Source organism: Streptomyces coelicoflavus (assembly GCF_003112555.1).
Lineage (GTDB): Bacteria > Actinomycetota > Actinomycetes > Streptomycetales > Streptomycetaceae > Streptomyces > Streptomyces coelicoflavus.
The window spans coordinates 13,940-37,625 of the sequence record NZ_BEWB01000007.1 but is presented as its reverse complement, the minus strand read 5'-3'; the positions used below and the strand labels follow the sequence as shown (position 1 = coordinate 37,625).

The 23,686-nt window shown below is 74.1% G+C and carries 23 protein-coding genes; 7 read left to right on the top strand and 16 right to left on the bottom strand.

The features are described from left to right. Window positions 1-73 precede the first annotated feature (73 nt). Both Sco07f_RS17730 and Sco07f_RS17725 read left to right on the top strand, forming a co-directional pair. Window positions 74-1,735, top strand: a complete 1,662-nt coding sequence (locus Sco07f_RS17730) for an alkaline phosphatase D family protein (protein WP_108988390.1) — start codon at window positions 74-76, stop codon at window positions 1,733-1,735. Between the two features lie 199 nt (window positions 1,736-1,934). Further along, the gene (locus Sco07f_RS17725) at window positions 1,935-3,311 is read left to right on the top strand and encodes an alpha-lytic protease prodomain-containing protein (protein ID WP_087788497.1); all 1,377 of its coding nucleotides are present in this window, start codon (window positions 1,935-1,937) and stop codon (window positions 3,309-3,311) included. Window positions 3,312-3,379: 68 nt separating this feature from the next. Here Sco07f_RS17725 and Sco07f_RS17720 read toward each other — a convergent pair whose 3' ends face one another. From Sco07f_RS17720 to Sco07f_RS17690, 7 genes are all read right to left on the bottom strand, one after another. Further along, on the bottom strand, window positions 3,380-4,471 hold the full coding sequence (locus tag Sco07f_RS17720) for a serine hydrolase domain-containing protein (protein ID WP_054101245.1): 1,092 nt from the start codon (window positions 4,469-4,471) through the stop codon (window positions 3,380-3,382). Continuing rightward, window positions 4,468-5,388 (bottom strand): DUF6895 family protein, encoded by a 921-nt coding sequence (locus Sco07f_RS17715; protein ID WP_108988389.1) that lies wholly within the window; start codon window positions 5,386-5,388, stop codon window positions 4,468-4,470. Before Sco07f_RS17715 ends, Sco07f_RS17720 begins: the two co-directional genes overlap by 4 nt. After that, window positions 5,385-6,362 carry a DUF6895 family protein gene (locus Sco07f_RS17710; protein ID WP_108988621.1) on the bottom strand — a complete coding sequence of 326 codons (978 nt, stop codon included), beginning with the start codon at window positions 6,360-6,362 and terminating at the stop codon, window positions 5,385-5,387. The genes Sco07f_RS17715 and Sco07f_RS17710 overlap by 4 nt, the downstream gene beginning before the upstream one ends. A 41-nt stretch (window positions 6,363-6,403) precedes the next feature. Then, window positions 6,404-7,111 (bottom strand): hypothetical protein, encoded by a 708-nt coding sequence (locus Sco07f_RS17705; RefSeq protein ID WP_108988388.1) that lies wholly within the window; start codon window positions 7,109-7,111, stop codon window positions 6,404-6,406. 20 nt (window positions 7,112-7,131) lie between these two features. Continuing rightward, on the bottom strand, window positions 7,132-7,320 hold the full coding sequence (locus Sco07f_RS17700) for a hypothetical protein (RefSeq protein ID WP_007390169.1): 189 nt from the start codon (window positions 7,318-7,320) through the stop codon (window positions 7,132-7,134). 97 nt (window positions 7,321-7,417) lie between these two features. Further along, window positions 7,418-8,068: a class I SAM-dependent methyltransferase gene (locus Sco07f_RS17695; RefSeq protein ID WP_108988387.1), complete on the bottom strand. Its 651-nt coding sequence runs from the start codon at window positions 8,066-8,068 to the stop codon at window positions 7,418-7,420. Between the two features lie 139 nt (window positions 8,069-8,207). Beyond that, entirely contained in the window at window positions 8,208-9,209 is a 1,002-nt protein-coding gene (locus tag Sco07f_RS17690; RefSeq protein ID WP_054101248.1) for a mechanosensitive ion channel family protein, read from the bottom strand. A 214-nt stretch (window positions 9,210-9,423) separates the two neighbouring features. Here Sco07f_RS17690 and Sco07f_RS17685 point away from each other — a divergent pair, with 214 nt between their 5' ends. After that, window positions 9,424-9,636 (top strand): hypothetical protein, encoded by a 213-nt coding sequence (locus Sco07f_RS17685; RefSeq protein ID WP_087788501.1) that lies wholly within the window; start codon window positions 9,424-9,426, stop codon window positions 9,634-9,636. 115 nt (window positions 9,637-9,751) lie between these two features. Continuing rightward, window positions 9,752-10,177 carry a PPOX class F420-dependent oxidoreductase gene (locus Sco07f_RS17680; protein WP_087788502.1) on the top strand — a complete coding sequence of 142 codons (426 nt, stop codon included), beginning with the start codon at window positions 9,752-9,754 and terminating at the stop codon, window positions 10,175-10,177. 54 nt (window positions 10,178-10,231) lie between these two features. Here Sco07f_RS17680 and Sco07f_RS17675 read toward each other — a convergent pair whose 3' ends face one another. Together Sco07f_RS17675 and Sco07f_RS17670 are read right to left on the bottom strand one after the other, a co-directional pair. Continuing rightward, a complete protein-coding gene (locus Sco07f_RS17675; protein WP_108988386.1) occupies window positions 10,232-12,346 on the bottom strand; it encodes an MMPL family transporter in 2,115 nt (704 codons plus the stop codon). Window positions 12,347-12,485: 139 nt separating this feature from the next. Then, a complete protein-coding gene (locus Sco07f_RS17670; RefSeq protein ID WP_007389314.1) occupies window positions 12,486-12,992 on the bottom strand; it encodes a MarR family winged helix-turn-helix transcriptional regulator in 507 nt (168 codons plus the stop codon). Between the two features lie 104 nt (window positions 12,993-13,096). On the opposite strand from Sco07f_RS17670, the gene Sco07f_RS17665 reads away from it, so the two are divergent. Together Sco07f_RS17665 and Sco07f_RS17660 are read left to right on the top strand one after the other, a co-directional pair. Continuing rightward, on the top strand, window positions 13,097-14,659 hold the full coding sequence (locus tag Sco07f_RS17665; RefSeq protein WP_108988385.1) for an SDR family oxidoreductase: 1,563 nt from the start codon (window positions 13,097-13,099) through the stop codon (window positions 14,657-14,659). 553 nt (window positions 14,660-15,212) lie between these two features. After that, complete coding sequence (locus tag Sco07f_RS17660) at window positions 15,213-16,589, top strand: cryptochrome/photolyase family protein (RefSeq protein WP_108988384.1); 1,377 nt, start codon at window positions 15,213-15,215, stop codon at window positions 16,587-16,589. Window positions 16,590-16,614: 25 nt separating this feature from the next. Here Sco07f_RS17660 and Sco07f_RS17655 read toward each other — a convergent pair whose 3' ends face one another. Genes Sco07f_RS17655 through Sco07f_RS17645 form a run of 3 tightly spaced genes read right to left on the bottom strand, consistent with a single transcriptional unit; the run spans window position 16,615 to window position 17,617 of the window. Continuing rightward, window positions 16,615-17,046 carry a hypothetical protein gene (locus Sco07f_RS17655; protein WP_108988383.1) on the bottom strand — a complete coding sequence of 144 codons (432 nt, stop codon included), beginning with the start codon at window positions 17,044-17,046 and terminating at the stop codon, window positions 16,615-16,617. Continuing rightward, a complete protein-coding gene (locus tag Sco07f_RS17650; RefSeq protein WP_108988382.1) occupies window positions 17,039-17,380 on the bottom strand; it encodes a DUF3140 domain-containing protein in 342 nt (113 codons plus the stop codon). Before Sco07f_RS17650 ends, Sco07f_RS17655 begins: the two co-directional genes overlap by 8 nt. A 6-nt stretch (window positions 17,381-17,386) precedes the next feature. Then, complete coding sequence (locus tag Sco07f_RS17645; protein ID WP_108988381.1) at window positions 17,387-17,617, bottom strand: hypervirulence associated TUDOR domain-containing protein; 231 nt, start codon at window positions 17,615-17,617, stop codon at window positions 17,387-17,389. A 182-nt stretch (window positions 17,618-17,799) separates the two neighbouring features. Here Sco07f_RS17645 and Sco07f_RS17640 point away from each other — a divergent pair, with 182 nt between their 5' ends. Next, window positions 17,800-18,603: a thioesterase family protein gene (locus Sco07f_RS17640; RefSeq protein ID WP_087788508.1), complete on the top strand. Its 804-nt coding sequence runs from the start codon at window positions 17,800-17,802 to the stop codon at window positions 18,601-18,603. Between the two features lie 54 nt (window positions 18,604-18,657). Here Sco07f_RS17640 and Sco07f_RS17635 read toward each other — a convergent pair whose 3' ends face one another. The 4 genes from Sco07f_RS17635 to Sco07f_RS17620 form a co-directional block, all read right to left on the bottom strand. Then, a complete protein-coding gene (locus Sco07f_RS17635; RefSeq protein WP_108988380.1) occupies window positions 18,658-19,116 on the bottom strand; it encodes a VOC family protein in 459 nt (152 codons plus the stop codon). A gap of 84 nt (window positions 19,117-19,200) precedes the next feature. After that, complete coding sequence (locus Sco07f_RS17630) at window positions 19,201-20,202, bottom strand: NADPH:quinone reductase (RefSeq protein WP_108988379.1); 1,002 nt, start codon at window positions 20,200-20,202, stop codon at window positions 19,201-19,203. Window positions 20,203-20,211: 9 nt separating this feature from the next. Beyond that, window positions 20,212-21,870, bottom strand: coding sequence for a fucose isomerase (locus Sco07f_RS17625; protein WP_108988378.1), 1,659 nt, complete (start codon window positions 21,868-21,870; stop codon window positions 20,212-20,214). A 137-nt stretch (window positions 21,871-22,007) separates the two neighbouring features. Then, window positions 22,008-23,486, bottom strand: coding sequence for an FGGY-family carbohydrate kinase (locus Sco07f_RS17620; RefSeq protein ID WP_087792735.1), 1,479 nt, complete (start codon window positions 23,484-23,486; stop codon window positions 22,008-22,010). Between the last annotated feature and the right edge of the window lie 200 nt (window positions 23,487-23,686).

Here is a 23,686-nt window from a genome sequence, read left to right as displayed (position 1 = left end):
GCCCGTTTAAAGCGTTTTGTCTGCTTAGCATGCGGGGTCCGCGCATCGCCCCGTTGTACGAGAGGACAACCAGATGGCGCCCACGGGCCGTCCCAGCGCACTGGCCGAGCACGCCTTCTCCCCGCACGACGCCGTGATGGGCGCCGCCGTCCGGCACCTCGGCCGCCGGCGCTTCCTCACCGTGACCGCGGCTGCCGCCGCCCTCGCCTTCACCACCAACCTGCCGGCCCGCGGCGCGGTCGCGGCCCCCGAACGCTCCGCCCGGATCAGCAAGGACCCCTTCACCCTCGGGGTCGCCTCCGGTGATCCGCTGCCGGACTCGGTGCTGCTGTGGACCAGGCTGGCGCCCGAACCGTTCCTGGAGGACGGCGGGATGGGCACGGAGCGGGTCACGGTCGAGTGGGAGGTGGCCCTGGACGAGTACTTCGCGGGTGTCCTCTTCCGGGGCACCGCCGACGCCCACGCCGAGTACAACCACAGCGTCCACGTCGACGTGAAGGGTCTGCTCCCCGGGACGGTCTACTACTACCGGTTCCGCGCCGGGGCCTGGCTCAGCCCGGCGGGCCGCACCCGCACCGCGCCCGCGGCGGACGGCGCCGTCTCGTCGCTGAAGCTCGCGGCGGTCGCCTGCCAGGCCTACATGGACGGCTACTACACCGTGCTCCGCCATGTCGCCCAGGACGACGTGGACGTGGTGTTCCACCTCGGTGACTACCTGTACGAGTACGCGGTGAACTCCGCGGGCGGAGAGCGCCACTACACCGATGTCACGCTGCCCGACGTGTTCAACCGGGAGACGATGACCCTCGCGGACTACCGCCTGCGCTACTCGCTGTACAAGACCGACGAGGACCTGCGGGCCGCGCACGCCCGGCATCCGTTCGTCGTCGCCTGGGACGACCACGAGACGGAGAACAACTACGCGGGCAGCACCCCGGAGAACGACATCCCGCCGTCCGAGTTCCTGCTGCGCCGGGCCGCCGCGTACCGCGCGTACTGGGAGAACCAGCCGCTGCGCGCCGCCCAGCTGCCGCAGGGCCCCGACGCCCGGCTGTACCGCCGGCTGCACTGGGGCGCGCTCGCCCAGTTCGACATCCTCGACACCCGCCAGTACCGCTCCGACCAGGCCTACGACGACCGGCCGCACGCCCCGGGGGCCGAGTCGGACGACCCGGCGCGCACCATCACCGGCGCCGCGCAGGAGCAGTGGCTGCTCGACGGCTGGAAGGGCTCGACCGCCCTGTGGAACGTGATGCCCCAGCAGGTGTGCTTCTCGCAGCGCAAGTTCGACACGACCGCCGACGCCGCGCTCTCCATGGACGCCTGGGACGGCTACCGGGCCTCGCGCGACCGGGTGGTCGCCGGGGCGAAGGCCGCCGGGGTCGACAACTGGCTGATCCTCACCGGCGACGTGCACGTGGGCTACGCGCTCGACGTCAAGGAGGACTTCGACGACCCGGCGTCCGCCACCGTCGGCACCGAGGTCACCTGCACCTCGGTGGCCAGCGGCCGGGACGGCGTGGAGAAACCCGCCAACTGGGACCTGTACATGCGGGCCAACCCGCACATGAAGTTCTACAACGGCAAGCGCGGCTACGTCCGGGCCGAACTCGGCCGCGAGGCGGCCCACCTGGACTTCAGGACGGTCTCCGCCATCAGCGCGCCCGGCGCTCCCGTCACCACCGCCGCGTCCTTCGTCACCGAGGCGGGCGAGCCGGGACTGAAACCCGCCTGATCCCGGCCGCGCCGCCGCGGGGCGTCCGCGTACTGCACATGCCACCCACGGCGTCCCCCATAGCGCGAAACGGACCCGGGCCGGGCATCGCCGCGGATCTTTGCGGCAAGGCCTGTGACTTCGCCGCCGGCGCACCGTGACCCACGGTGCGCCCACCGAACACCGCTGTCTCGCACAGCACTCGAAGGAGGCACATCGCATGGTCGGCAGACATGCCGCGCGCAGCCGCCGCGCAGCCCTCACCGCGCTCGGCGCCCTGGTCCTGACCGCACTCCCCTCGGCCGCGTCGGCCGCACCGCCGCCCGCCCCGGCACCTCGGCCCGCCGTGGCCCGCACGCCCGACGCCGCCGCGGCCCCGGCGCGCATGCTGAGCGCGATGGAGCGCGACCTGCGGCTGGCGCCGGGACAGGCGGCGGCCCGGCTGGTCAACGAGGCGGAGGCGGGCACCCGCGCGGGCATGCTGCGCAACACGCTGGGCGACCGCTTCGCCGGGGCCTGGGTGAGCGGCGCGACCTCGGCCGAGCTGACCGTCGCCACCACCGACGCCGCGGACACCGCGGCCATCGAGGCACAGGGCGCCGAGGCGGCCGTCGTCGGCAGGAACCTGGCCGAGCTGCGCGCGGTCAAGGAGAAGCTGGACGCCGCCGCCGTGCGGACCCGGACCCGGCAGACGCCGGTCTGGTACGTCGACGTGAAGACCAACCGGGTCACCGTCCAGGCCACCAGCGAGTCGGCCGCGACCGCGTTCCTCGCGGCCTCCGGGGTGTCGGGCCGGGACGTGGCCGTCCGCGTCTCGCCGGACCAGCCCCGGGTGCTGGAGGACCTGGTCGGCGGAGACGCCTACTACATCGACGGCCAGGCCCGCTGCTCCATCGGCTTCTCCGTCACCAAGGACGACCAGCAGGGCTTCGCCACGGCCGGGCACTGCGGCGACCCGGGCGCCACCACCACCGGGTTCAACGAGGCCGCCCAGGGCACCTTCCAGGCCTCGACCTTCCCCGGCAAGGACATGGCCTGGGTGGGTGTCAACTCCGACTGGACCGCGACGCCGGACGTCAAGGCGCAGGACGGCGAGAAGATCCAGATCGCCGGGTCGGTGGAGGCGCTCGTGGGGGCCTCGGTGTGCCGTTCCGGCTCGACCACCGGCTGGCACTGCGGGACGGTCCAGCAGCACGACACGAGCGTCACCTACCCGGAGGGCACCGTCGACGGGCTGACGCAGACGACGGTGTGCGCCGAGCCCGGCGACTCCGGCGGCCCCTTCGTGTCGGGCACCCAGGCGCAGGGCACCACGTCCGGCGGTTCGGGCGACTGCACGAACGGCGGGACGACCTTCTACCAGCCGATCAATCCGCTGCTCAGCGACTTCGGCCTCACGCTGAAGACCACCTCCGCCGCGTCCGGGACACCCGCGCCGCAGGACAACGCGGCGGCGGACGCGTGGGCCGCGGGCCGGGTCTACCAGGTCGGCACCACCGTGTCCTTCGACGGTGTGCGGTACCGCTGTCTCCAGAGCCACCAGGCACAGGGCGCCGGCTCACCGGCGAGCACGCCGGCCCTGTGGCAGCGGGTCTGACGGACGGAGGGCTTCTTCCGGCGCCCGGCGCGGGGCCGCTCGACGCGGCCCCGCGCCCACGCGTGTCCCTATCCCTCCGCGAGGAGCGCGTAGGCGGTGGCGATGAACGGGTCCCGGGCGCGGAACCGCCGGGTGCACACCGCGGCCAGGGCGGTGTCCGTGTCGGGCCGGAAGCCCAGGAACGCCTGCTGGCCCAGCGTGGCGCCGCTGTGGAAGTACATCGGCCCGCCGTCCGTGGGGTGCCGGAACCACCCCACGGTGTGCACGTGCCGGTGGCCCGCACCCCGCCGCAGCACCGGCACCCGCACCGCCCGCAGCGCGCCGGCGGCCGGTGAGCGGGCCGGGTCCAGGTGGGCCTCGAGAAAGGTGAGCAGGTCGTTCGGGGTGGACCGGACGGCTCCCGCCGCCTGGAAGCCGCCCGCGTCGAAGGCCGGGACGGGGGTGCGGCCGTCCTTGCGGTGACCCACCGCGTCGGTCCCCGGGCCCTCGGCGCGCAGGGCCGTACCGCTGAGGCCGAGGGCCCGCAGCACCTGCCCGGTGATCAGGTCCTCCCAGGCGGTGCCGACGGTCGCGGCGACGGCGTGGCCGAGCACGGAGACGCCGTAGTTGGAGTAGTGCCAGCGGGTTCCGGGGCGGTGCCTGGGGGTGTGGCGCAGGAAGGTGTCGGTCAGCCGCTCGGCGGAGTACCGGGCGTACGGGTTGGTGCGCCAGGCGGGCAGGCCCCGGCGCACGAAGTCGGCCGGCAGGGCGGGCAGTCCCGAGGTGTGGGTGATGAGGTGGGCGAGCGTGACGGGGTGCGGGCCGGCCTTCGTGCCGGGGGCCAGGCAGCCGGCGGCCGTCTCGCCGCCGGTGAGCACGCCGCGCCGGATCAGGCGCGTGAGCAGCAGCGCGGTGAACGTCTTGGACGCCGACCCGGTCTCGTAGCGCAGGTCCTCGCGGGGGACGTCGGGGGGCGGGGCGGTACCGCCGCTGCACAGGGTGCGTCGGCCGTGCCGGGACACGGCGAAGACGACGTCGGGGGCGTCGGAGGCCGCCACCGCCCCGGCCAGCCGCTCGCGCAGCGCCGCCTCGTCGGCCGGTGCCAACTCCGGCGGGGCGGCCGCGTCCGGGGCGTCTTCGTCGGCGGCGACGTCCGGCCAGGGCGAGCGACGGCCCGTCATGACGCGGAGTGCGCCAGCTCGGAGAGGGCGCGGGAGGTGGCGAGCAGGGAGGCGAAGGCGGCGACCAGGGTCGGGTGGTAGACCACGTCGAACACCGCGTCGGGTGTGCCCTCGGGCATCGTGCGTACGGCGGGCATGGCGCCGTCGGGCTGCTGCGCGGCGGCGAAGCCCCGCCAGGCGGCCTCGTCGAGGGTGGGCCGGGGCAGGCAGGCGTCCACGACGAGGAGTTCGCCGAGCAGGTCCCAGCGCTCGAGGTCGAGCCAGTCGTCGATCCAGACCGGTAGCCAGGTGGCGAGGTAGTCGGCGACGTCGGGCGGCAGCCCGCCCGGGTTCTCGCCCCAGTCGGTGAGGTGGAAGACGGTGTGCGTGATGTCGTACGCGGTGTGGCCCTCGACCGTCCACGGCTCGGGGGTGCCGGCGAGCCAGGTGGTGGCGACCAGGTCGGCCTCGGGCGGCCGGGCGGACAGGCCGAAGCGGCGCTGGAAGGCGGACAGGCCGAGGCGGCGGGTGGGGGTCACCGGGAACCGGGCCCAGCTGTCCAGCCGGTGGTTGAGGACCGTGGCGTGTTCGATCTCGGGCTGGCTGTAGCCCAGCTCCTTGAACGGCAGGTAGACCTCGAAGGGAGCGGGCGAGAAGGGCTCGACGCGCTGCCCGCGCACCAGCATGCGCCCCCCGTCGAGGGTCTCCCGCCAGGTGTGGTCGAGCAGTTGGCGCGCGAGCTGGGCCTGCCTGGAGCCGGCGACGCCCTCGCGGAAGAGCACCTTGCAGATCAGGGCGAGTTCGCCGATCGGCTTGAAGCGTTCCAGGAAGCCGATCTCGGGGTCCACGTCCGGTTCGAGGCGGAATCCGTCACGGTGGGCCCACAGCCACTCCAGGGCACCGGCTCCGACGCGGTGGATCAGGCGGGTGTCCGTCATCCCGGCGCTCCTTGTCCGGCGTGCTGTCCGCCGAGGGGTGCGGCGTGCCGTACGTCCGGTGGGGGTGCCGTCGCCGCCGTGGTGAGGGCCGCCGCGAACGCGGCCATCAGGGTGGAGTGGTAGCAGTCGGTGAAGTCGTAGGGGTCCGGTCCCGGATCCGGTCCGGCGGCGTCCTGGGCGGCGCCCTCCTCGGGGATCGCGCCGGAGCCTCTCTGGGCGGCCGCGACACGCTGCCAGGCGTCCTCCAGGAGTGCCTGCTCCGGGGGGCGCGGCAGGCTCGCCGCGACCGCGAGCAGCTCGCAGCTCAGGTCGTACATCCGGGCGTCCAGGCAGGTGTCCAGCCAGGGCGGCAGCCAGTGCAGCAGGTACTCCGCGAGGTCGGCCGGCACGCCCCGTGCGGTGCTTCCCCAGTCGGTGAGGTGGAACACGACGTGGGTGAGCGCGTAACCGGCCGCGCGTTCGAAGGTCCAGGGTTCCGGCAGGCCGCCCAGCCAGGTGCGGTCCGTCGCCTGCGGCACTCCGCCGTGCGGGGGGATGCCGCTGCGCCGCTCCGCCTCGAGCACGCCGAGGCGGCGGGTGGGGTACTGCTCGGTCAGCCGCCAGCCGCGGGTGCGGGCCACCACCGCGGCGGACGCCTCGTAGCCGGGGTGCCGCAGTCCGGCCGAGGCGAAGGCCGCGTACACCTCCAGCGGGTAGGTGGCGAAGGGCTCCAGCGACTGCATGAGCGGGAAGAGCTCGCCGCGGTGGGTCTGCTGCCAGGCGAAGTCCAGCAGTTCGCTCACGCGGGTGTGCAGCGGGTCGTCCGGCGGGGTGCACCGGGCCACGGAGGCGCAGACCTGGGTCAGCTCGCCCAGGGGTTTCCACGTCCGGTTGACCTGGCCGTCGGCCGCCAGCGCGTCCTCGCCGAGCGCGAAGCGGTCGCGGTGGGCCCACACCCAGGCCAGCGCGGCCTCCTCGACGCCGCGGACGCTCACGTCACGGACGCGCGCGTCGCGCACGCTCGCGTCCCGGCCGCTCACAGGAGGACTGCGGCCGGCATCAGCCGTGCCGCCTCCAGCTGGAGGGCCACCCGCGGGTCGGAGCCGCCCATGAGGCGTACGAAGTCCAGCCCGGCCTCGAGTCCGAGGGTGTCGGGCACCCCGTCCAGGAGTGTGAGCCAGCGCCCGGCCCCGGCCGCCTGCTGCCAGTCGCGGCGGCGCACCGCCCGTACGAAGCCGCGGGCGACGTCCACGGGCCGGCCCCGCGCCACGCGGGTCACGGCGCACTCCTCGCCAGGAAGCGCGAGCGGGGCGAGGACGGCGAGCTGGTGGGTCAGGAACTGCCAGCCGGCGCCGTCGAGCCAGCGGGCGTCGGGTTCGGCGCCCGTGCCGTCGGAGGGCGGGCCGTCCGGGGACGGTCCGGTCCGGCGCAGGGCGCGGGTCATGGCCCAGTGGCTCCACACGACGGCGGGTGCCGCGTCGTCGCGCGGCGGGTGGGCCGCCACCGCGTCCTTGAACACGGCGAGTTGTCCGGGGCCGGGCGGAACGCCCAGCAGGACGCTGGGCAGCAGGGTGTCGGCGCCCAGGACACGTACCGCGGCACGCGCGACGCCCTCACCGGCGCCGCCTCCCGTCAGGGTGCTCCCCGCTCGCACGTGGTCTCCGCTCCGAAGAGCGGAGACCACGTCGGAAGCGAGGTCAAGCACCGTTCCCTGCAGGAGGGCCGATGTGCTCGACTGCTCCATCTGATTCTCCCGTCGGTCCGTCAGCCCTTCTTCGGGCGCGGGGTCGGCGGCGAGAGCAGGAGGTTGGTACCTCCGGACTGCAGGGCGAGCGCGGCGCACTCGCGGCTGTCGCGGAAGACTCCGTCGGGCTCGGCGGGGTCGAGTGCCGCGTCGATGTCGATGTTCTCGGTGCGGGTGACTTCCTCGAGCACCTTGTCCTTGGAAGGCATTTCACCATCTCCCTCTGGTAGCCAAAGGCCTTCACACCCAAGGGTGTCCGATAAGTCCCAGAACATGCCTTCCATCACAAATTTCTCGAGAGGTAACTCATTCAACAAAAACGGCGTCTCGCCTCAGGCACCACACATGGTCCTCGCGGAAGCCCTCGACCCCCTCGGGCGAGACGCTCGGCCGCCGGGCGGTACGGCGGGTCTCGACGCTCCACTCCCCCTCGGGCAGGGCGAGTTCGGCGAGGAGGCCGTCCAGGGTGGGGAAGACGGCGTCGAAGGGCGGCTCGGTCTGCCACGAGGGCCAGCCGGCGTGCATCACGATCAGCAGGGTGCCGCCGGGAGCCACGGCCCCCGCGGCGGCGCGCAGCACCGCCTGCTGGTCGAGCTCGGCCGGGGACTGCAGGTAGTGGGCGCTCACCAGGTCGAAGGAGCCCGCCGGGAACGAGGGGCCCAGCTCGTGGCGTTCCCAGGCGACGCGGTCGCCGACCCCGGCCTCGGCGGCGTGTCCGGCGGCGCGCGCGAGGGCGGTGGCGGAGATGTCGGCGCCGGTGACCCGCCAGCCGCGCGAGGCCAGCCACACGGCGTCCGCCCCTTCGCCGCAGCCGAGGTCGAGCGCGGTGCCCGGGGCGAGGTCGCCCGCCTCGTGGACCAGCAACTCGTTGGGGCGCCCGCTCCAGACGCGGCCGGTGTCGCGGTAGCGGGCTTCCCAGAACTCCGCGGCGGGGGCCGGCGCGGGGATGTCGGTCATGGTGCCTCCTGAGGCGGGCGCGGTCGTCTGCACGCGGGGCGCGACGGTCGCGCGCCCCGCGTGCAGGCTGCCCCGGCGGGTCGGGAGGCGCCAAAGATGTTTGCCGGTCCGGCAAATCCCGGTGCCAGCGGCCGGCCCCTCAGCGCGTCAGGGCCTGCTTCTCGTCCTGCGGGTCCTCGGTCCGCAGCCACACCGTCCGCCGCGGGAAGGGGATCTCGACGCCCGCTTCGTCCAGCGCCTCCTTGACCCGGCGGCGCAGCTCCCGGGTGACGCCCCACTGCTGGAGCGGCACGGTCTTGACCGCGAGGCGCACCAGCATCCCGTCGGCGTCCAGGGACTGCACGCCCCACACCGCCGGGTCCTCGAGCAGGACGTCCGCGAAGTCCGGCTCCTCGCGCAGCGCGCGGCCGGCGTCCTCCAGGACGCGGTAGACGGTGTCGAGGTTCGCGTCGTGGGACACGGCGACGTCCAGGACGGCGCGGGCCCACTCCTGGCTGTCGTTGCGGACGCGCAGGATCTCGCCGTTGCGGATGTGCCACAGGCCGCCGTTGAGGTCGCGCACATGGGTCAGGCGCAGGCCGACGTGCTCCACCTCGCCGACGGCCTCGCCGAGGTCGACCGAGTCGCCGACGCCGTACTGGTCCTCGACCATGATGAGCAGCCCGGACAGGTAGTCCGCGACCAGGCTCTGGGCACCGAAACCGATGGCCAGGCCGACCACCCCCGCACTGGCCAGCAGCGGGCCGAGGGCGATGCCGACCTGGTCGAGGACCATGGCCACGCCCACCATGAAGAGCACGATGGTCACGGCGCTGCTGAGCACCGAGCCGATGGTGCGGGCCCGTTGTTCGCGGCGCTGCCGGGCCCGGGACCGGTCTCGGTGCAGGACGGCGGCGCCGCGGGCCTGCCTGCGGGGGCGGCTGCGTTCGGTCTCGCCCGCCGACGGTTCCAGGACCCGCTGGACGACCCGGGTGATCGCCCGCTTCGCCACCATGCGCAGCACGAGCAGGATCACGACGATGAGCGCGATGCGCAGCGGTATCCCGATCAGTGACGTGGTGTGGTCGCCGATCCAGTCCGACCACGAGGCCGCCAGTTGCGGGGTGGTCGCCGGTTCGGCGGGCGGGAGGGTGTGCGACATCGGCTCGGCTGCTCCGTTCCTCGGGGACGACTTGTCTGCCGAGGGAGCCCCCTACCCACGCGCGACACGAACATGACCCCGCGCACGTGTCACCCGTTCCGCCGGTTGCCCCTTATGTCCGACGGTTGCGGCATCTTCACTCCCGGCCTCCTCATCACCGGGCCCGGCCGGGGCACCCGCAGGGAGTCGTCCACAGCGGAGGGGGACTTGCGGCGTGGTTACCGTTGCCGTCCTACTACTGCCCGGGCTGGGGCTGTTGCTGTTCACCATGACGTACCTGGAGGACCGGCTGTTCGGTGATCCCGGGCCGCCCCGGCACGCGCGACGGCGGCATCTGCGCCTGCTCCCCGGCGGCCGGGACCACCGCTCCCCCGGCCCGCGCCCGGAACCGGGCGAGGCCCACGCGGCCGACCGGGACGCCGCCTGAACCGGGCCGCCGCCGCCCTCCGGAGCCCACCGCCCGGACCCCGCCGAGCGGGCGTCCGGCCCGCCGGGCGATGCTGTTCCGGAGGGAACGCAGGCTGCGCGGGTGAGGAGAGCGGATGGACACCGGGGAACGGCACGACGCGGACGACGAGTTCGTCCGGTTCTGGCAGGAGCGCCGGATCTGCTTCCTGTCGACGCCGCGGGCCGACGGGACGCCGCACCTGGTCCCGGTCGGGGTGACGTACGACCACGCCACCCGCACCGCGCGGGTCATCACGAGCCGGGACACCACGAAGGCCCGCAACGTGCGGCGGGCACCCGGAGCGGTCGTCGCCGTGGGCCAGGTGGAGGGCAGGTACTGGTCCACGCTGGAGGGCGTCGCGTCCGTACGGGACGACGCCGCGGCGGTCCGCGACGCGGAGTCCCGGTACGCCGCCCGCTACCGGCAGCCCCGGGCGAATCCGGAGCGGGTCGTCATCGAGATCGCCGTACGGCGTTTCCTCGGCACGGTGCGGCCCCCGGCGGGACGTCCGGACGCGTGACGCGCCCGGCGGGCGGGGCGTCACCCCTCACGAGGGCGTCACCTCACGGGAGCGTCACCTCACGGGGGTGTCGCCCCTGCCCGCCCCGGTCCGGCGCCCGAGCCTCCCCGGCCACCAGGCGACGGCGCCGATGTCGCGGGCGAGCGCCGGGACCAGCAGCGAGCGCACCACCAGCGTGTCCAGCAGGACGCCGAAGGCCACGATGAACGCGATCTGCACCAGGAAGGCGAGGGGGATCACCCCGAGCGCGGCGAAGGTGGCGGCGAGGACGACCCCGGCCGAGGTGATCACGCCGCCGGTGGCCGTCAGACCGCGCAGGATGCCCTCCCGCACCCCGTGGTGCAGGGACTCCTGCCGCACCCGGGACATGAGGAAGATGTTGTAGTCCACGCCGAGCGCGACCAGGAAGACGAAGCCGTACAGCGGGACGGAGGCGTCCGTGCCGCTGAAGCCGAAGACGTGGGTGAAGACCAGCTCGGAGACGCCCAGGGTGGCCACGAAGTTCAGCGCCACGGTCGCCACCAGCAGCACCGGCATCAGCAGCGAGCGCAGCAGGGCGATCAGGATGACCAGGATGATGGCGAGGACCACGGGCACGATGAGCGTGCGGTCGTGCTCGGCGGTGCGCTGGGTGTCGTACTGCTGGGCGGTGTAGCCGCCGACGAGGGCGTCCGCGCCGGGTACCTCGTGGACGGCCGTCCTGAGGCGGGCCACGGCGCTCTTGGCGGCGTCGCTGTCGGCCGGCGCCTCGAGCGTCGCGTCGATCCGCACCCGTCCGTCGACCACCTTGGGCTCACCCCCGCCGGGACGTCCGGAGGCGGTCACCGCGGCGGCGGAGGCGACGCCGCGGGTGTCGCGGGCGGCCGCGAGGACCGGGTCGAGACGGTCGGCCTCGGCGATGATCACCGCCGGATTTCCGGAACCGCCGGGGAAGTGCCGGGCCAGGGTCTGCTGCGCGGCGACCGACGGGGTGTCGTTCACGAAGATCTCGTCCAGGGGCACGCCCTTGGAGGTCAGGGTCGGCGCGAAGGCGGCGCAGGCGAGCAGCGCGGCCAGCGAGATCGCCCAGATGCGGCGCGGGGCCCGGTCCACCCGTGCGGCGACGCGGTGCCACAGCCGGTGTCCGCCGGCCGCCTCCGGATCGCCGGCCGGTACGGGCTTCGCGGGCCAGTACGCGGCCCGGCCGAGCAGGACCAGGACGGCGGGCAGGAAGGTGAGCGTGCTCAGCACGGCGCAGACGATGCCGATGGCGCCGACGGGGCCGAGCGCGCGGTTGTTGGTCAGGTCGCTGAGCAGCAGCGCCAGCAGGGCGAGGGCGACGGTCGCCGCGCTGGCCACGACGGCACTCCAGGAGGCCCGCAGGGCGGCGCGTACGGCGGTGAAGCGGTCCGGGTGGCGGGCCAGTTCCTCGCGGAAGCGGGCGGTGAGCAGCAGCGCGTAGTCGGTGGCGGCGCCGATGACCAGGATGGACAGGATGCCCTGGACCTGTCCGTCCACGCGTACGACGTCGTGCTCGGCCAGCGCGTAGACGATCGCGCAGGCCAGGCCCAGGGCGAAGACGGCGCCCAGGATGATGACGAGGGGCAGCAGGACGCTGCGGTAGACCAGCAGCAGGATCACCAGCACCGTGATCAGCGCGACGCCCAGCAGCAGCCCGTCGATGCCGGAGAAGGCGTCGGAGAGGTCCGCCTGGGAGGCCGCGGGACCGGCCAGCTGCGCCTGCGTGCCGGGCACCCGTTCGGCCGCGTCGCCGATCCGCGCCAGCACGTCGGGCAGCGCGTCGCCGAGGTCCGGTTCGACCTGTACGACGGCCTGGAGGGCTTCGCCGTCCTCGGAGGGCAGCGCGGGCGACGCCTGGCCGACTACGCCCGGCTCGCCCTCCAGCGGTGTCAGGGAGCGGGTGGCCGCGGACCGGTGGCCCGTGACGGAGCCGCCGCCGTCGGCGGTCCACACGACGATCACCGGGAGCGTCTCGTCCTGCTGGAAGGCCTTCTGGGCGTCGATGACCTGCGTGGACTCCGCGCTGCGGGGCAGGAAGGCGGCCCGGTCGTTGGTGGCGACCTCGCCGAGCTTTCCGGCGTACGGCCCGAGCGCTCCGCCGATGCCGAGCCAGATCAGGAGCAGAACGGCGGGGACGAGCCAACGGGCCCGTCGGGAGGGGGTGGACATCGGTGGCGGGTCTCCAGGGCTGCGGGGGCGACGGGAAAGTGACTCGATCATAGACAATCTCAATGATTGAGTTACTTTCCCCTCGTGACACACCGCGTGTGCCCCCGTCACTCCCCCGTATGCGGTACCGCCGTGATGCTCAGCGCTCGTCCGACCGCACGAGCCGCAGGTCCTCGTTCATCGCCGTCAGGAAGCGCACCACGACCGCGAGTTCGTCGTCGTCGAAGCGCGAGCGGGTGGCGGCGGCGGCCTCGGCCAGCGGCAGGAAGTACCGCCGGGCCGCCTCCTTGGCCTCGGGCACGTAGCGCAGGTGGACGACCCTGCGGTCGGTGCTCTCCCGGACCCGGCGCACGTGCCCCGCGCGCTCCAGCCGGTCCACGCACGCCGTCACCGCACCCGAGGTCAGCCCCAGGTGCTCGCGCAGCCGCCCGGGGGTCATGGGCTCGCGCGCGTCCAGGATCGCGGCGAGCGCCTGGACGTCCGTGGCGTGCAGGCCGTGGCTGCCGGCGAAGCCGTGCACGAGACGGTTGATCTCGCCGTTCATCCGCCGCAGCTGTGCGGCGAGCACGTGCAGGTCGCTCGCCTCGGTGCCGGGGCCGGTCCTCCGCTCGTGCGCGTGCTGTCCGCGCTGGTTCGCTGTCGCCACGCGATCAGCGTATAGAAGGGTCGACCTGGGCCGGGACGCGTCCACCGCGGCCCGTCCGGGGGAAGGGGTGACGGTGACGACTGTCCCGCGAGCAACGGAGCCCCATGAGCCAGGGAAGCGAACGACCCGACCGGACGAGCGACGAGAGCGGCGGAGCGGGGCTGCGCTGCCTGGTCACCGGCGCGACGGGGTACATCGGGGGCCGCCTCGTGCCGGAACTGCTCGACGCCGGGCACCGGGTGCGGTGCCTGGCCCGCTCCCCCCACAAGCTGCGCGACCATCCGTGGGCGGGGAGGGCGGAGGTGGTGCGCGGGGACGTCACGGACGCCGACTCGGTGGCGGCGGCGATGAAGGGCGTCGACGTCGCCTACTACCTGGTGCACGCGCTCGGCAGCGGCGACGACTTCGAGGAGACCGACCGGCGGGCGGCGCGCACCTTCGCCGAGCGGGCCGAGGCGGCGGGGGTGCGGCGCATCGTCTATCTGGGCGGCCTGACCCCGGCCGGGGTGCCGGAACGGGACCTGTCACCGCACCTGCGCTCCCGCGCCGAGGTCGGCCGCATCCTGCTGGCCTCGGGCGTGCCCACGACCGTGCTGCGGGCGGCGGTCGTCATCGGCTCCGGGTCGGCCTCCTTCGAGATGCTGCGCTACCTCACCGAGCGGCTGCCGGTGATGGTCACGCCCAGCTGGGTCCACACCCGGATCCAGCCGGTCGCCGTCCGGGACGTGCTGCGCGCCCTGGCCGGCAGCGCGACCATGCCGGCCGAGGTGTCCCGGGCGTTCGACATCGGCGGGCCCGACGTCCTCACCTACCGCGACATGATGGTCCGCTACGCGGAGGTCGCCGAGCTGCCCCGGCGGCTGATCCTGCCGGTGCCGATGCTCTCCCCCGGGCTGTCCAGCCACTGGGTCGGGCTGGTCACACCGGTCCCGGCGGCCATCGCGCGCCCGCTCACCGAGTCGCTGCGGCACGAGGTGGTGTGCCGCGAGAACGACATCGTCCGGTACGTGCCGCCACCGCCGGGATACCCGCTCGGCTTCGACGAGGCGCTGCGCCTCGCCCTGCAACGGGTGCGGGAGGCCCGGGTCAGCACCCGCTGGTCGTCCGCGTCCGTGCCGGGGGCGCCCAGCGATCCGCTGCCCACCGACCCCGACTGGGCGGGCGGCAGCCTCTACACCGACCACCGCGCACTGACGGTCGACGCGCCGCCCGACGCGCTGTGGCGGGTGATCGAGGGCATCGGCGGCGACAACGGCTGGTACTCCTTCCCCCTGGCCTGGGCGGTACGGGGGTGGCTGGACCGGCTGGCCGGCGGGGTGGGCCTGCGCCGGGGCCGCCGGGACGCCGCGCGGCTGCGGGTCGGCGACTCGCTGGACTTCTGGCGGGTGGAGGAGATCGTCCCCGGCCGGCTGCTGCGGCTGCGCGCGGAGATGCGGCTGCCGGGGCTGGCCTGGCTGGAGATGCACGCCGAGACCGATGACGCCGGGCGGACGCGGTACCGCCAGCGGGCGCTGTTCCACCCCCACGGACTGGCGGGCCAGGCGTACTGGTGGAGCGTGTCGCCCTTCCACGCCGTGGTGTTCGGCGGCATGGCCCGCAACATCGCCCGCGCCGCCGCACACGCTCCGCGCGGCTCCGACGGGGGCCACGGCGCCCCTGCCCCGTGAGCGACCGGCACACCGCGCGCCGGGCCGCCGTCGCCCCGGGCCGGTGCCCTGTACCCCCGTACCGGGTGACCGTTCGCGGTCCCGGCCCCGGCCCCAGCCTCGACCGGCACCGCCGCCTCCTCCCCAGCCCGCCCGGCCGGGTCACGGCACCCCGCCACTGAACCTGCCCACCACCACCGCCCTACCCAGGAGCGGGCGCCCGCGTCCCGTCCGGGTGCGCCGCACCGCTCCGCCCCGCGCGCCCGTACTGGGCCGACGCCCCCCGGACACCGTCCGATGCGCCGGACCGGCGCAACGCCGAACCCGCCCGGCCGGGCCGCCCGCCCACGCCTCGCCCCGGACCGCCGCTGCTTCCCGGCCTCCGGACCGGCAGCGAGGGCGCGGCGGGCCTGGCCCCCTGGGTCGCCTGTCGCCCGGCAGGGGGCAGCGCGCGGTCGTATCCGTCCGTCCTTCCCGCCTCCCGTCCTTCCCCGGCGCGGCGGCGTCCCGCGCGTCCCCGGGGAGGGCGTCGCGTGGTCCGGTAGCGTCGCCCGGACCCGCTGCGAGGAGCGCCATGACCACGTCGGTCGTCCTGTTCACCCGCGATCTGCGGCTGCACGACCATCCGCCGCTGCGTGCGGCCCTCGACCGGTCCGCCGCCGTGGTGCCGCTGTTCGTCCGCGACCGTGCCGTGGACGCCGCCGGCTTCGCCGCGCCCAACCGGCTCGCCCTGCTCGCCGACTGCCTGCGGGACCTGGACGCGGGCCTGCGCGACCGGGGCGGACGGCTCGTCGTCCGCTCCGGCGACCTGGTCGGACAGGTGTGTGCGGTGGTCGGGGAGGCGGAGGCCGACGAGGTGCACGTGGCGGCCGACGTCAGCGCGCACGCGCACCGGCGCGAGGAACTCCTGCGCTCCGCGCTCGAGGCGCGCGGCTGCCGGCTGCACGTCCACGACGCCGTGACGACCGTGCTGGCCCCGGGGTCCGTCACCCCGGCCTCCTCCGACCACTTCGCGGTCTTCACACCGTACTTCCGGCGTTGGGGCGAGCACTCCGTCCGCGAGCCGCTGGCCGCCCCGCGCCGGGTCCGGGTCCCGGACGGCGTCGGCTCGGAGCGGCTGCCCGGCCGCAAGGGCCTGACGGGACTGTCCCCGGGGCTGCCGGCCGGCGGGGAGCGGCAGGCCAGGAAGCGGATGACGGCCTGGCTGCGCGGCGGCGTCACGGGCTACGCGGACCACCACGACGACCTGGCAGGGGACGCGACGTCCCGGCTCTCCCCCGACCTGCACTTCGGCGCCCTCTCCCCCGTCGAACTGGTCCACCGGGCCCGCGGCAGGGGCGGCCCGGGCGCCGAGGCGTTCGTACGGCAGCTGGCCTGGCGGGACTTCCACCACCAGGTGCTGGCCGCCCGCCCGCACGCCGCGGCCGCCGACTACCGCACCCGGCACGACCACTGGCGCACCGGGGCGGCGGCCGAGGCGGACGTCGCGGCGTGGAAGGAGGGGCGCACGGGCTACCCGATCGTGGACGCCGCGATGCGCCAGCTGCGGCACGAGGGCTGGATGCACAACCGCGGCCGCCTGCTCGTCGCGAGCTTCCTCACCAAGACGCTGTACGTGGACTGGCGGGTCGGCGCCCGGCACTTCCTGGAGCTGCTCGCCGACGGCGACGTGGCCAACAACCAGCTCAACTGGCAGTGGGCCGCGGGCACCGGCACCGACACCCGCCCGCACCGTGTCCTCAACCCCACGACCCAGGCGCGGCGCTTCGATCCCGACGGGGCGTACGTCCGGCGCTGGGTACCCGAGCTGGCCGGCCTGGAGGGCCGCTCCGTGCACGAGCCGTGGCGGTTGCCCAAGGAGGAGCGGTCCGGGTACGGCGCCTGTCCGGACCCGATCGTCGATCTCGCCGAGGGTCTGGACCGCTTCAAGCGGGCCCGGGGCCGCGACTGAGCCCCGGACGCGCCGCGCGCCGCCGTCAGGCGGGGCTGTCGGGGCGGGACGTGTGGTCCGGGTGGTTCCGGGTCCGTCGGGCCTCCTTCAGCTCCGCCTCGTACAGGTGGCCGCGGCCCCCGGCGAGGTGCGCCACCGCGTCTCGCTCCAGGTCCCGGAACGCCTGGTAGTACGTCCGGTCGTACGCCTCGACGATCTGGAACGTCCAGTGGCCCGGGATGACGTTGCGGCCCAGGATCTCGGTGCGGACGCGTTCCGCCCAGTCCTCGTGTCCGGCGGCGCGCAGCAGCCGGACCGCGCGGTCGAGCTCGAAGTCCGCCGACCCGGTGAACTGGTGGAAGGCGAACAGGTGGCCGCGGGCGCACTCGGTCGTCTCCAGCGCCTTGGACAGCGACCCGAGGGCCTCGACCGTCGCGTCGCTCACGCCCTCGGGACGCCGGTGCGCGTCGTCATCCATGGCGCTCCAGGGGGTCGTGGCCCCAGTTCATCAGCGAATGCCGCCACCGGGTGTCCCGGACGTCGCCCGACGGACGCTGGGCCAGGTGCCGGCGGACGTACCCGACGACCTTCCGCATGTGCTCGTAGTCGTCGTCGGTGAGGTCGCCCTCCTTCTTCCGCAGGATCCCGACGATCCGGCGGCCGGAGGCGTGCCCGACGGACTCGCCGCCGTCCTGGTGGTGCCCGGCGTCCCGGGACTCGTCGGTGTCGAGCCACTTGTCCAGCTCGGCCGGTGTCATGTTCACCAGCTCGTGGAACGCGTCCCGGGTCTCGTCCTGCTCGTCGCCGTCCATGTCACCTCACTTCTTCTTCTTCAGCGCGGACGGCTTGTGCACCGCCGACCTGCCCGACCTGTCGCTGCGGACCTGGTACTGCGGGTCGTCGGAGGAGGCGTCCACGGTGCGGCCCGCCGCCTCGGTGCGCTCGGTGATCTTCTTCTCCACCTCGCCCTCGGTGCGGGAGCCGTGGCTGCTCCAGGTGACCTTGTCGCCCTTCCTCAGGCGCTCGCCGTCGTCGCGGTCCTTCGCCATCGCGCTGCTCCTTCGCCTGCGCTCCCCCTCGGTCTCCTCGGACCGTCTGGGTTCCCAGCCGAGGGCGCCCCACTCGGGCCCGGGTCCGATTCGCCGCCGAACTATCCTGGTCGCGGCCCCGGCGCCGCCGTCCCGGCCCGCCCCCGCCGCCCCCGCACCGCCGTCGTTCCAGGAGCAGCCCGTTGAACACCAGCACAGCGACCCCGGACAGCTACTACGAGCGGATCGACGAGCACCGCTACAAGCCCACCCCGCACGCGGGCGGCGCGTGGAGCCGGGACGAACAGCACTTCAGTCCGCTCGGGGGGCTGATCGTGCACGCCGTCGACCGTCATCTGGCGGGCCGTCCCGGCGTGGCGGACATGTCACTGAGCCGGATCAGTTTCGACATCCTGGGCCGCCCGGCCCTCGACGAGTGCGAGATACGGGTGGAGACGATACGTCCGGGACGCACCATCGAGCTGGTCGAGGCGACCGTGCTGATGGCGGACCGGTCGGTGGCGCGGGCCAGGGCATGGCTGCTGGCGGACGGGGACACGAGCGCCGTCGCCGGGGGCGGCGCCGACCGGCTCACCGCGCCGGACACGCTCGCCCGCTGGCCGATGGAGTCCGAGTGGCCCGGCGGCTACATCGCCTCCCTGGACGTACGCCCGCTCGCCCCGCCCTCCCCCGGCCGCACCACCGCCTGGGTCTCCACCGGCCTCGATCTGGTCGCCGGGGAGAGCGCGAGCCCACTGGCCTCCTACGTCGCGCTGGTCGACACGGCCAACGGCATCGCGGTGCGCCAGTCGCCCCGGGAGTGGATGTTCCCGAACGTCGATCTGACCCTGCACCTGCACCGTGCCCCGCGGGGCCGCTGGACCGGCCTGGACACCACCGTCGTCTTCGGGCCCACCGGGCAGGGCATCACCAGCACCGTGCTGCACGACCTGGACGGACCCGTAGGCCACGCCCAGCAGTTGCTGACCGTCCGTCCGCAGCCCTGAGCCGCCCTGCTGGGCCAGCTGCCCTGCTGCCCCGCTGTGCCCGCGCCGGACGCGTCAGCCCCGGCCCGGACCCGCGGGCGGATCGGCGAGGATGCCCTCCAGCAGCCCGGTGGCCTGGCCGACCTCGATGAGGTAGCCGTCCGGGTCGCGCAGATAGCACCGGAGTTCGGCCTTCCGGTCGATCGGCGGGGTGAGGAACTCGGCGCCGAGCGCGCTCCACTCGCGGTGGCAGCGCTCGATGTCGGCGACCCGGATGTTGAGGAAGTTCGTCGCCGTGCCGGGATCGTCCGGCGGGCGCAGGGTGACGTCGGGTTTGTCGGGCGTCGGTCCGCCGCCCGGGTTCATGATGAGCCAGCTGTTCGCGAGCCTGACGATGCACGGGTTCTCGTCGAGCACGACCTCGCCGCCGAGCACCTCGGAGTAGAAGGCACGCGAGCGCGGCACGTCGGCCACGGTGAGGAAGTGGGTGAGCAGCAGCCCCGTTTCGGGTGCCGGCAGGTCTTCACGGCGCATTCCTGGACCCCCACGCTCTTGTGACGGGTTTCGGTTTCTCCGACCTGCCCATCATGGACCGCGCCCGGCCGACCGGAAAGACGATCAAGAGGGCGTGAGGACGAGACGCCCCCGCACCTCGCCGGCCTCCAGCCTGCGGTGGGCCTCGGCCGTCATCGACAGCGGCAGCCGGTCGGCGATGCGCGGGCGCCACGATGTGCCGGTGAGGACGCCCACGACGCCCCGCGCCGCCTCGGCGAGGTCGGCGGTCGTGGCGTTGCTGATGGCGAAGCCGACGATGCTCGCGTCCCTGGTGTAGAGCCGGCTCAACGGCAGGGCGGCGGGCCCGGTGCCCAGGCCCACCATCGCGACCAGCCGCCCGCCTTGCGCCAGCGAGTCCACGGCGTCGGCGAGCACCCCGTGCCCGGACGTGTCCAGGTGCACGTCGTAGCCGTCGGGAGCGGCCCGGCGCACGCGCTCGGCGAGATCGGGGGCGTGGTGGTCCAGGACCTCGGCCGCGCCCAGCTCCCGCACCGTCCCGGCGTCCTCCGCACGCGCCGTGGCGACCACACGGGCCCCGGCCCGGGAGGCCAGGGCCACGGCGGCACCGCCCACGTTCCCGGCGCCGCCCCCGACGTACACGGTCTCCCCCGCCCTCAGCCGTCCGTGCCGGAAGAGTGCGACCCAGGCGGAGGCCGCCGGGTGGGCGGCCGCCACGAGGTGGTCCGTGTCCACACCGGGCGGCGCCGCGTAGAGGCGTTCGGCGGCGACCGTCGCGTACCGGGCGAAGGAACCCTGCCGGCCGTCGTGGCCGAGGCTGTTGCACCACACCCGCTGCCCGACGCCGAAGCCGGCGACGCCGGGCCCGGCCGCGGCGACCTCGCCCACCAGGTCGCGGCCGACGACGAAGGGCGTCGGGAGGGGTGTGGCGTACGCACCGGACCGCACGAAGGTGTCCACGGGGTTCACCGCGACGGCCGCCACCCGCACGAGCACGTCCGTGGGTCCCACGGCCGGCACGGGGAGTTCTCCGTACCGGACGGCGTCGGCCGGTCCGACGGCGTCGATGTACGCCGCCCGCATCGTGTCGGGGAGTGTGCCGTTCATGAGTGCATGCTACGAACCGTCCGGTACCGCGTCCCGCAGCGCCACGTCCCCGCACAGGTGCACCTCGACGCCCAGCTCGGCGAAGAGGGCGGCCTTGGCGCGCAGCGCCCGGTCGGCGGTGGCCGCGTCGGGTGCGTAGGCGACGTTGAGGTGGTTGGCGCGGTGGCGGGCCATGAACTGGTCGCGGGTGACGCCGTGCAGGACCGCGTGCATGATCGGCCACTGCGGGTTGGTGGCGTCCAGCCGGCGCCGCGTCTCCTCCTCGGGCAGCTCGACGGCGCTCGCGCGGCCGAGGTCGACGTGGAGGCGGCCGTCCATCAGGAAGACGCGCGACCAGACGATCTCGCCGGGCTTGGAGACACCGCTGAGGGTGCCGCCGCCGAGCGGGAAGAACATCGGCGGCTGCCGCATGCTGTACGACTTGTCGTAGCCGCCGTGGTGGGAGGCGGGGACGGAGCCGGAGATCTCGAAGACCCAGACGAACCGGCCGTCGTACTCCTCGCCCCAGCGGATGTCGTGCAGCGTGGTCGCCGGGTCGAGGCCCATCGCCGTCCAGATGCGGTTGGTGACCAGGGAGTCGACGGCGACGCCCTCGTCGACCTCGTTGAAGTGCGGCAGCGGCGCGCCGGCGTACAGCTCGCGGGCACCGTCGCGGCTGCGCACCGGCGGGCGCTGGACGTTGTTGAGCAGGCCCTCGGCGAGGTCGCTGGCAGGGACGGTGTCCTTGAGGCCCTGCTGGTACTGGATGCCGACCGCGTCGAGTCCGAAGTCGTCGGAGATGCGCAGCGCGGCGATGTACATCTTGAACTGGCTGAGCAGCTGGGCGTCGGTGAGTTCGGTGGCCTCGTCCGTGCCGGTGTGGAAGGTCATCCCGGCGTCGTCGAGCCAGGTGCGGACGGCCTGGGCCTCCTCGTCGGAGACCTTGTTCATCTCCGCGACCAGGGCGCTCTGCGAGAGGCGTTCCTTGTAGATCCCGAGGGGGTTGAGGAACTCGTCGTCGATGATGGCGTTGTACATGCCCATGCAGCCCTCGTCGAAGACGCCGATGATCGCCTTCTCCGCGCGCAGCTGCCGGGCGAGGGCCGTGCCCAGTTCGGTCTCGGCGTCCTCGGGCAGCGGGGGCAGGGGCCGGACGTGGCCGGTGTCGTGGGTGAGGGTGCCCGTCTCCAGCCAGGTGCGCAGGCCCTCGCGCGCCCAGTCGTCGGTGAAGTCGGGGCTCCACAGCACCGAGTAGTCGACGCCCGCCTTGGTGAGGCTGCCGGCCAGGCCCAGCAGGCCGACCAGGCCCGGGAACTCGCCGCTCCAGTTCGCCACGACCAGAATCGGGCCCCGGTGGCTGCGCAGCCCGGCGAGAACGTGGTGGCTGTACTGCCAGACGGCCTCGACGACGATCAGCGGGGCGTCCTTGGGCAGGTTCTTGAAGACCTCGATGCCGGCGCGCTGGCTGTCGATGAACCCGTGGCCCTTGGCCTCGTCCACCGGGTGGCCGCGGCGCACCTGCCGGCCGAGGGCGGTGACGGCGGCGGCGAGGTCCTTCTCCAGCTTCTCCTGGGTGGGCCAGCACGTGGTGTTGGCGGCGGGGCGGAGATCGCCGCTGGTCACGGTGTAGACGGTGGCCGGCTCGGCGGCCGGCGGCTCGTGGAGCACGGGCAGGGTGTACGCGGTCATGCGGTCTCCGTAGGTTGTGCGTGCGGCCGGCGGGGGCCGGCGGGGCCGAGCGGGTCGTGCCCGGCGCCCGGGCGGCCGGTCGACGGCCCGGGGCAGTCGGCCGGTGCCCGGAAGGGGTGGGTCGGCGGGGCGGCCGGTCAGCGGTCCTGCAACGTCGCCAGGGTGTGGACGACGTCCGAGGTGTCCGGGTAGAGGCGCCGGTAGAGGGCGTAGAGGTCGTCGTAGCGCCGGGTGTGTTCGGGGCGTGGTGTCACCGTGGCGCGCACCGGGTTCCAGTCGTCGACACAGACGTCCTGGACGAGCCCGGCGGCCAGCAGCGCACCGCCGTAGCTCGCGCCGATGGTGGTGGTGCGAAGCTCCTGCGGGCGGCCGGTGATGTCGGAGACGATCTGCGTCCACAGGTCGCCCTGCGTGCCGCCGCCGACGGCGACCACGCGGCGGATGTCGCCGCCGGCCGCCTCGATCACCTCGATGTTGTGCCGGACGCCGAAGCCGGTGGCCTCCAGGGCCGCCCGGTAGAGGTCGCCGCGGGTGTGGGAGAGCGTCAGGCCGGCGATCACGCCGCGGGCGTCCGGGTCCATGACCGGCGTGCGTTCACCGGAGAAGTACGGCAGCATCAGCAGGCCGTTGGCGCCGGGCCCCGACTCGGCCGCCCGGCGGGTGAGGCCGGCGTGGTCCTCGTCGGCGAACAGGTCCCGCAGCCAGTTGGTGACCGCTCCGGAGGTGGCCATGCCGCCGGCCAGGTTGCGGGTGCCGGGCAGGGCGCCGACCGTACCCCACAGGGACTCGCTCGTGAGGGGCTCCGGGACGGTGTGGACGAGGAACATGGTGGTGCCGTACATCAGCATCAGGTCGCCGGTACCCTGGGCGCCCACGCTCAGGGCCTCCGCCCAGGCGTCGATCGTGCCGGTGGTGACGGGGATGCCGGCGGGCAGGCCGGTCTCCCGGGCGGCATCCGGAGTGAGGGTGCCCGCGGTCTCGCCGGACCAGCGCAGCGGCGGCAGTTCGATGCCGGGGGCGACCTCGGCGGCCCAGGGGGCGTACCACTGGCGGGCATGGGTGTCGTAGAGCGGCGTGCACTGGCTGGCCGAGTGGTGGTCGAGGACGTAGGCGCCGGTGAGCCTGCGGACCAGCCAGGAGCTGGGCATGTAGAGACGGCGGGCGCGGGCGTAGTGCTCGGGCTCCTCGTCGGCGATCCAGGCGATCTTGGGCCCGGCCGCCTGGGTGGTGAGGGCGGATCCGCCCCGGCGGATGATCTCGTCCGCGCCGAGCCCGGCCTCGATGCGCTCGATCTGGCGGACCGAGCGGGTGTCCACGCCGTAGAGGATGGCGGGGCGCAGCGGCGTGTCGTGTTCGTCGGTCAGCAGGACGCACGGCCCCATGCCGCTGACGCCGACGGCGGTCACGGTGACGTCGCCGGGGGCGGCCAGTTCGCGGGCGAGGGCGGTGAACTCGTCCCACCAGACGGCGGCGTCCATCTCGAAGCGGCCGGGACCCGGCCTGGCGGGGGTGTGCTCCCGTACGGCCGAGCGGATCAGGGTGCCGTCGAGGCCGACGAGTACGCCCTTGCTGCTCGAGGTGCCGATGTCCACACCGATGACTGCGTTGCGAGGCATGGCGAGCACGTTCGCAGAAATCGATTTCAGCGTCAAGGGAGCGCGCACATGACGCGACTTGTCCGCAGAAGGCCGGGTCAAAGGGGGTGGACGCGGCGCGGAAACGCGCAGGCGTCTCACCTCTTGACACCCCTTGGAGGCCGCTCTACGTTTCGGTGAAATGGATTTCAGGGATGCAGGAACGGAACGGCGTCACGAAG

Coding starts and splice junctions, on each gene's coding strand:
- Sco07f_RS17695 (WP_108988387.1), bottom strand. CDS start 8,068: ATGACCGACATCCCCGCGCCGGCCCCCGCCGCGGAGTTCTGGGAAGCC.
- Sco07f_RS17720 (WP_054101245.1), bottom strand. CDS start 4,471: ATGACGGGCCGTCGCTCGCCCTGGCCGGACGTCGCCGCCGACGAAGAC.
- Sco07f_RS17655 (WP_108988383.1), bottom strand. CDS start 17,046: ATGGATGACGACGCGCACCGGCGTCCCGAGGGCGTGAGCGACGCGACG.
- Sco07f_RS17725 (WP_087788497.1), top strand. CDS start 1,935: ATGGTCGGCAGACATGCCGCGCGCAGCCGCCGCGCAGCCCTCACCGCG.
- Sco07f_RS17650 (WP_108988382.1), bottom strand. CDS start 17,380: ATGGACGGCGACGAGCAGGACGAGACCCGGGACGCGTTCCACGAGCTG.
- Sco07f_RS17690 (WP_054101248.1), bottom strand. CDS start 9,209: ATGTCGCACACCCTCCCGCCCGCCGAACCGGCGACCACCCCGCAACTG.
- Sco07f_RS17660 (WP_108988384.1), top strand. CDS start 15,213: ATGACCACGTCGGTCGTCCTGTTCACCCGCGATCTGCGGCTGCACGAC.
- Sco07f_RS17665 (WP_108988385.1), top strand. CDS start 13,097: ATGAGCCAGGGAAGCGAACGACCCGACCGGACGAGCGACGAGAGCGGC.
- Sco07f_RS17700 (WP_007390169.1), bottom strand. CDS start 7,320: ATGCCTTCCAAGGACAAGGTGCTCGAGGAAGTCACCCGCACCGAGAAC.
- Sco07f_RS17680 (WP_087788502.1), top strand. CDS start 9,752: ATGGACACCGGGGAACGGCACGACGCGGACGACGAGTTCGTCCGGTTC.
- Sco07f_RS17645 (WP_108988381.1), bottom strand. CDS start 17,617: ATGGCGAAGGACCGCGACGACGGCGAGCGCCTGAGGAAGGGCGACAAG.
- Sco07f_RS17620 (WP_087792735.1), bottom strand. CDS start 23,486: ATGCCTCGCAACGCAGTCATCGGTGTGGACATCGGCACCTCGAGCAGC.
- Sco07f_RS17675 (WP_108988386.1), bottom strand. CDS start 12,346: ATGTCCACCCCCTCCCGACGGGCCCGTTGGCTCGTCCCCGCCGTTCTG.
- Sco07f_RS17625 (WP_108988378.1), bottom strand. CDS start 21,870: ATGACCGCGTACACCCTGCCCGTGCTCCACGAGCCGCCGGCCGCCGAG.
- Sco07f_RS17715 (WP_108988389.1), bottom strand. CDS start 5,388: ATGACGGACACCCGCCTGATCCACCGCGTCGGAGCCGGTGCCCTGGAG.
- Sco07f_RS17630 (WP_108988379.1), bottom strand. CDS start 20,202: ATGAACGGCACACTCCCCGACACGATGCGGGCGGCGTACATCGACGCC.
- Sco07f_RS17705 (WP_108988388.1), bottom strand. CDS start 7,111: ATGGAGCAGTCGAGCACATCGGCCCTCCTGCAGGGAACGGTGCTTGAC.
- Sco07f_RS17635 (WP_108988380.1), bottom strand. CDS start 19,116: ATGCGCCGTGAAGACCTGCCGGCACCCGAAACGGGGCTGCTGCTCACC.
- Sco07f_RS17730 (WP_108988390.1), top strand. CDS start 74: ATGGCGCCCACGGGCCGTCCCAGCGCACTGGCCGAGCACGCCTTCTCC.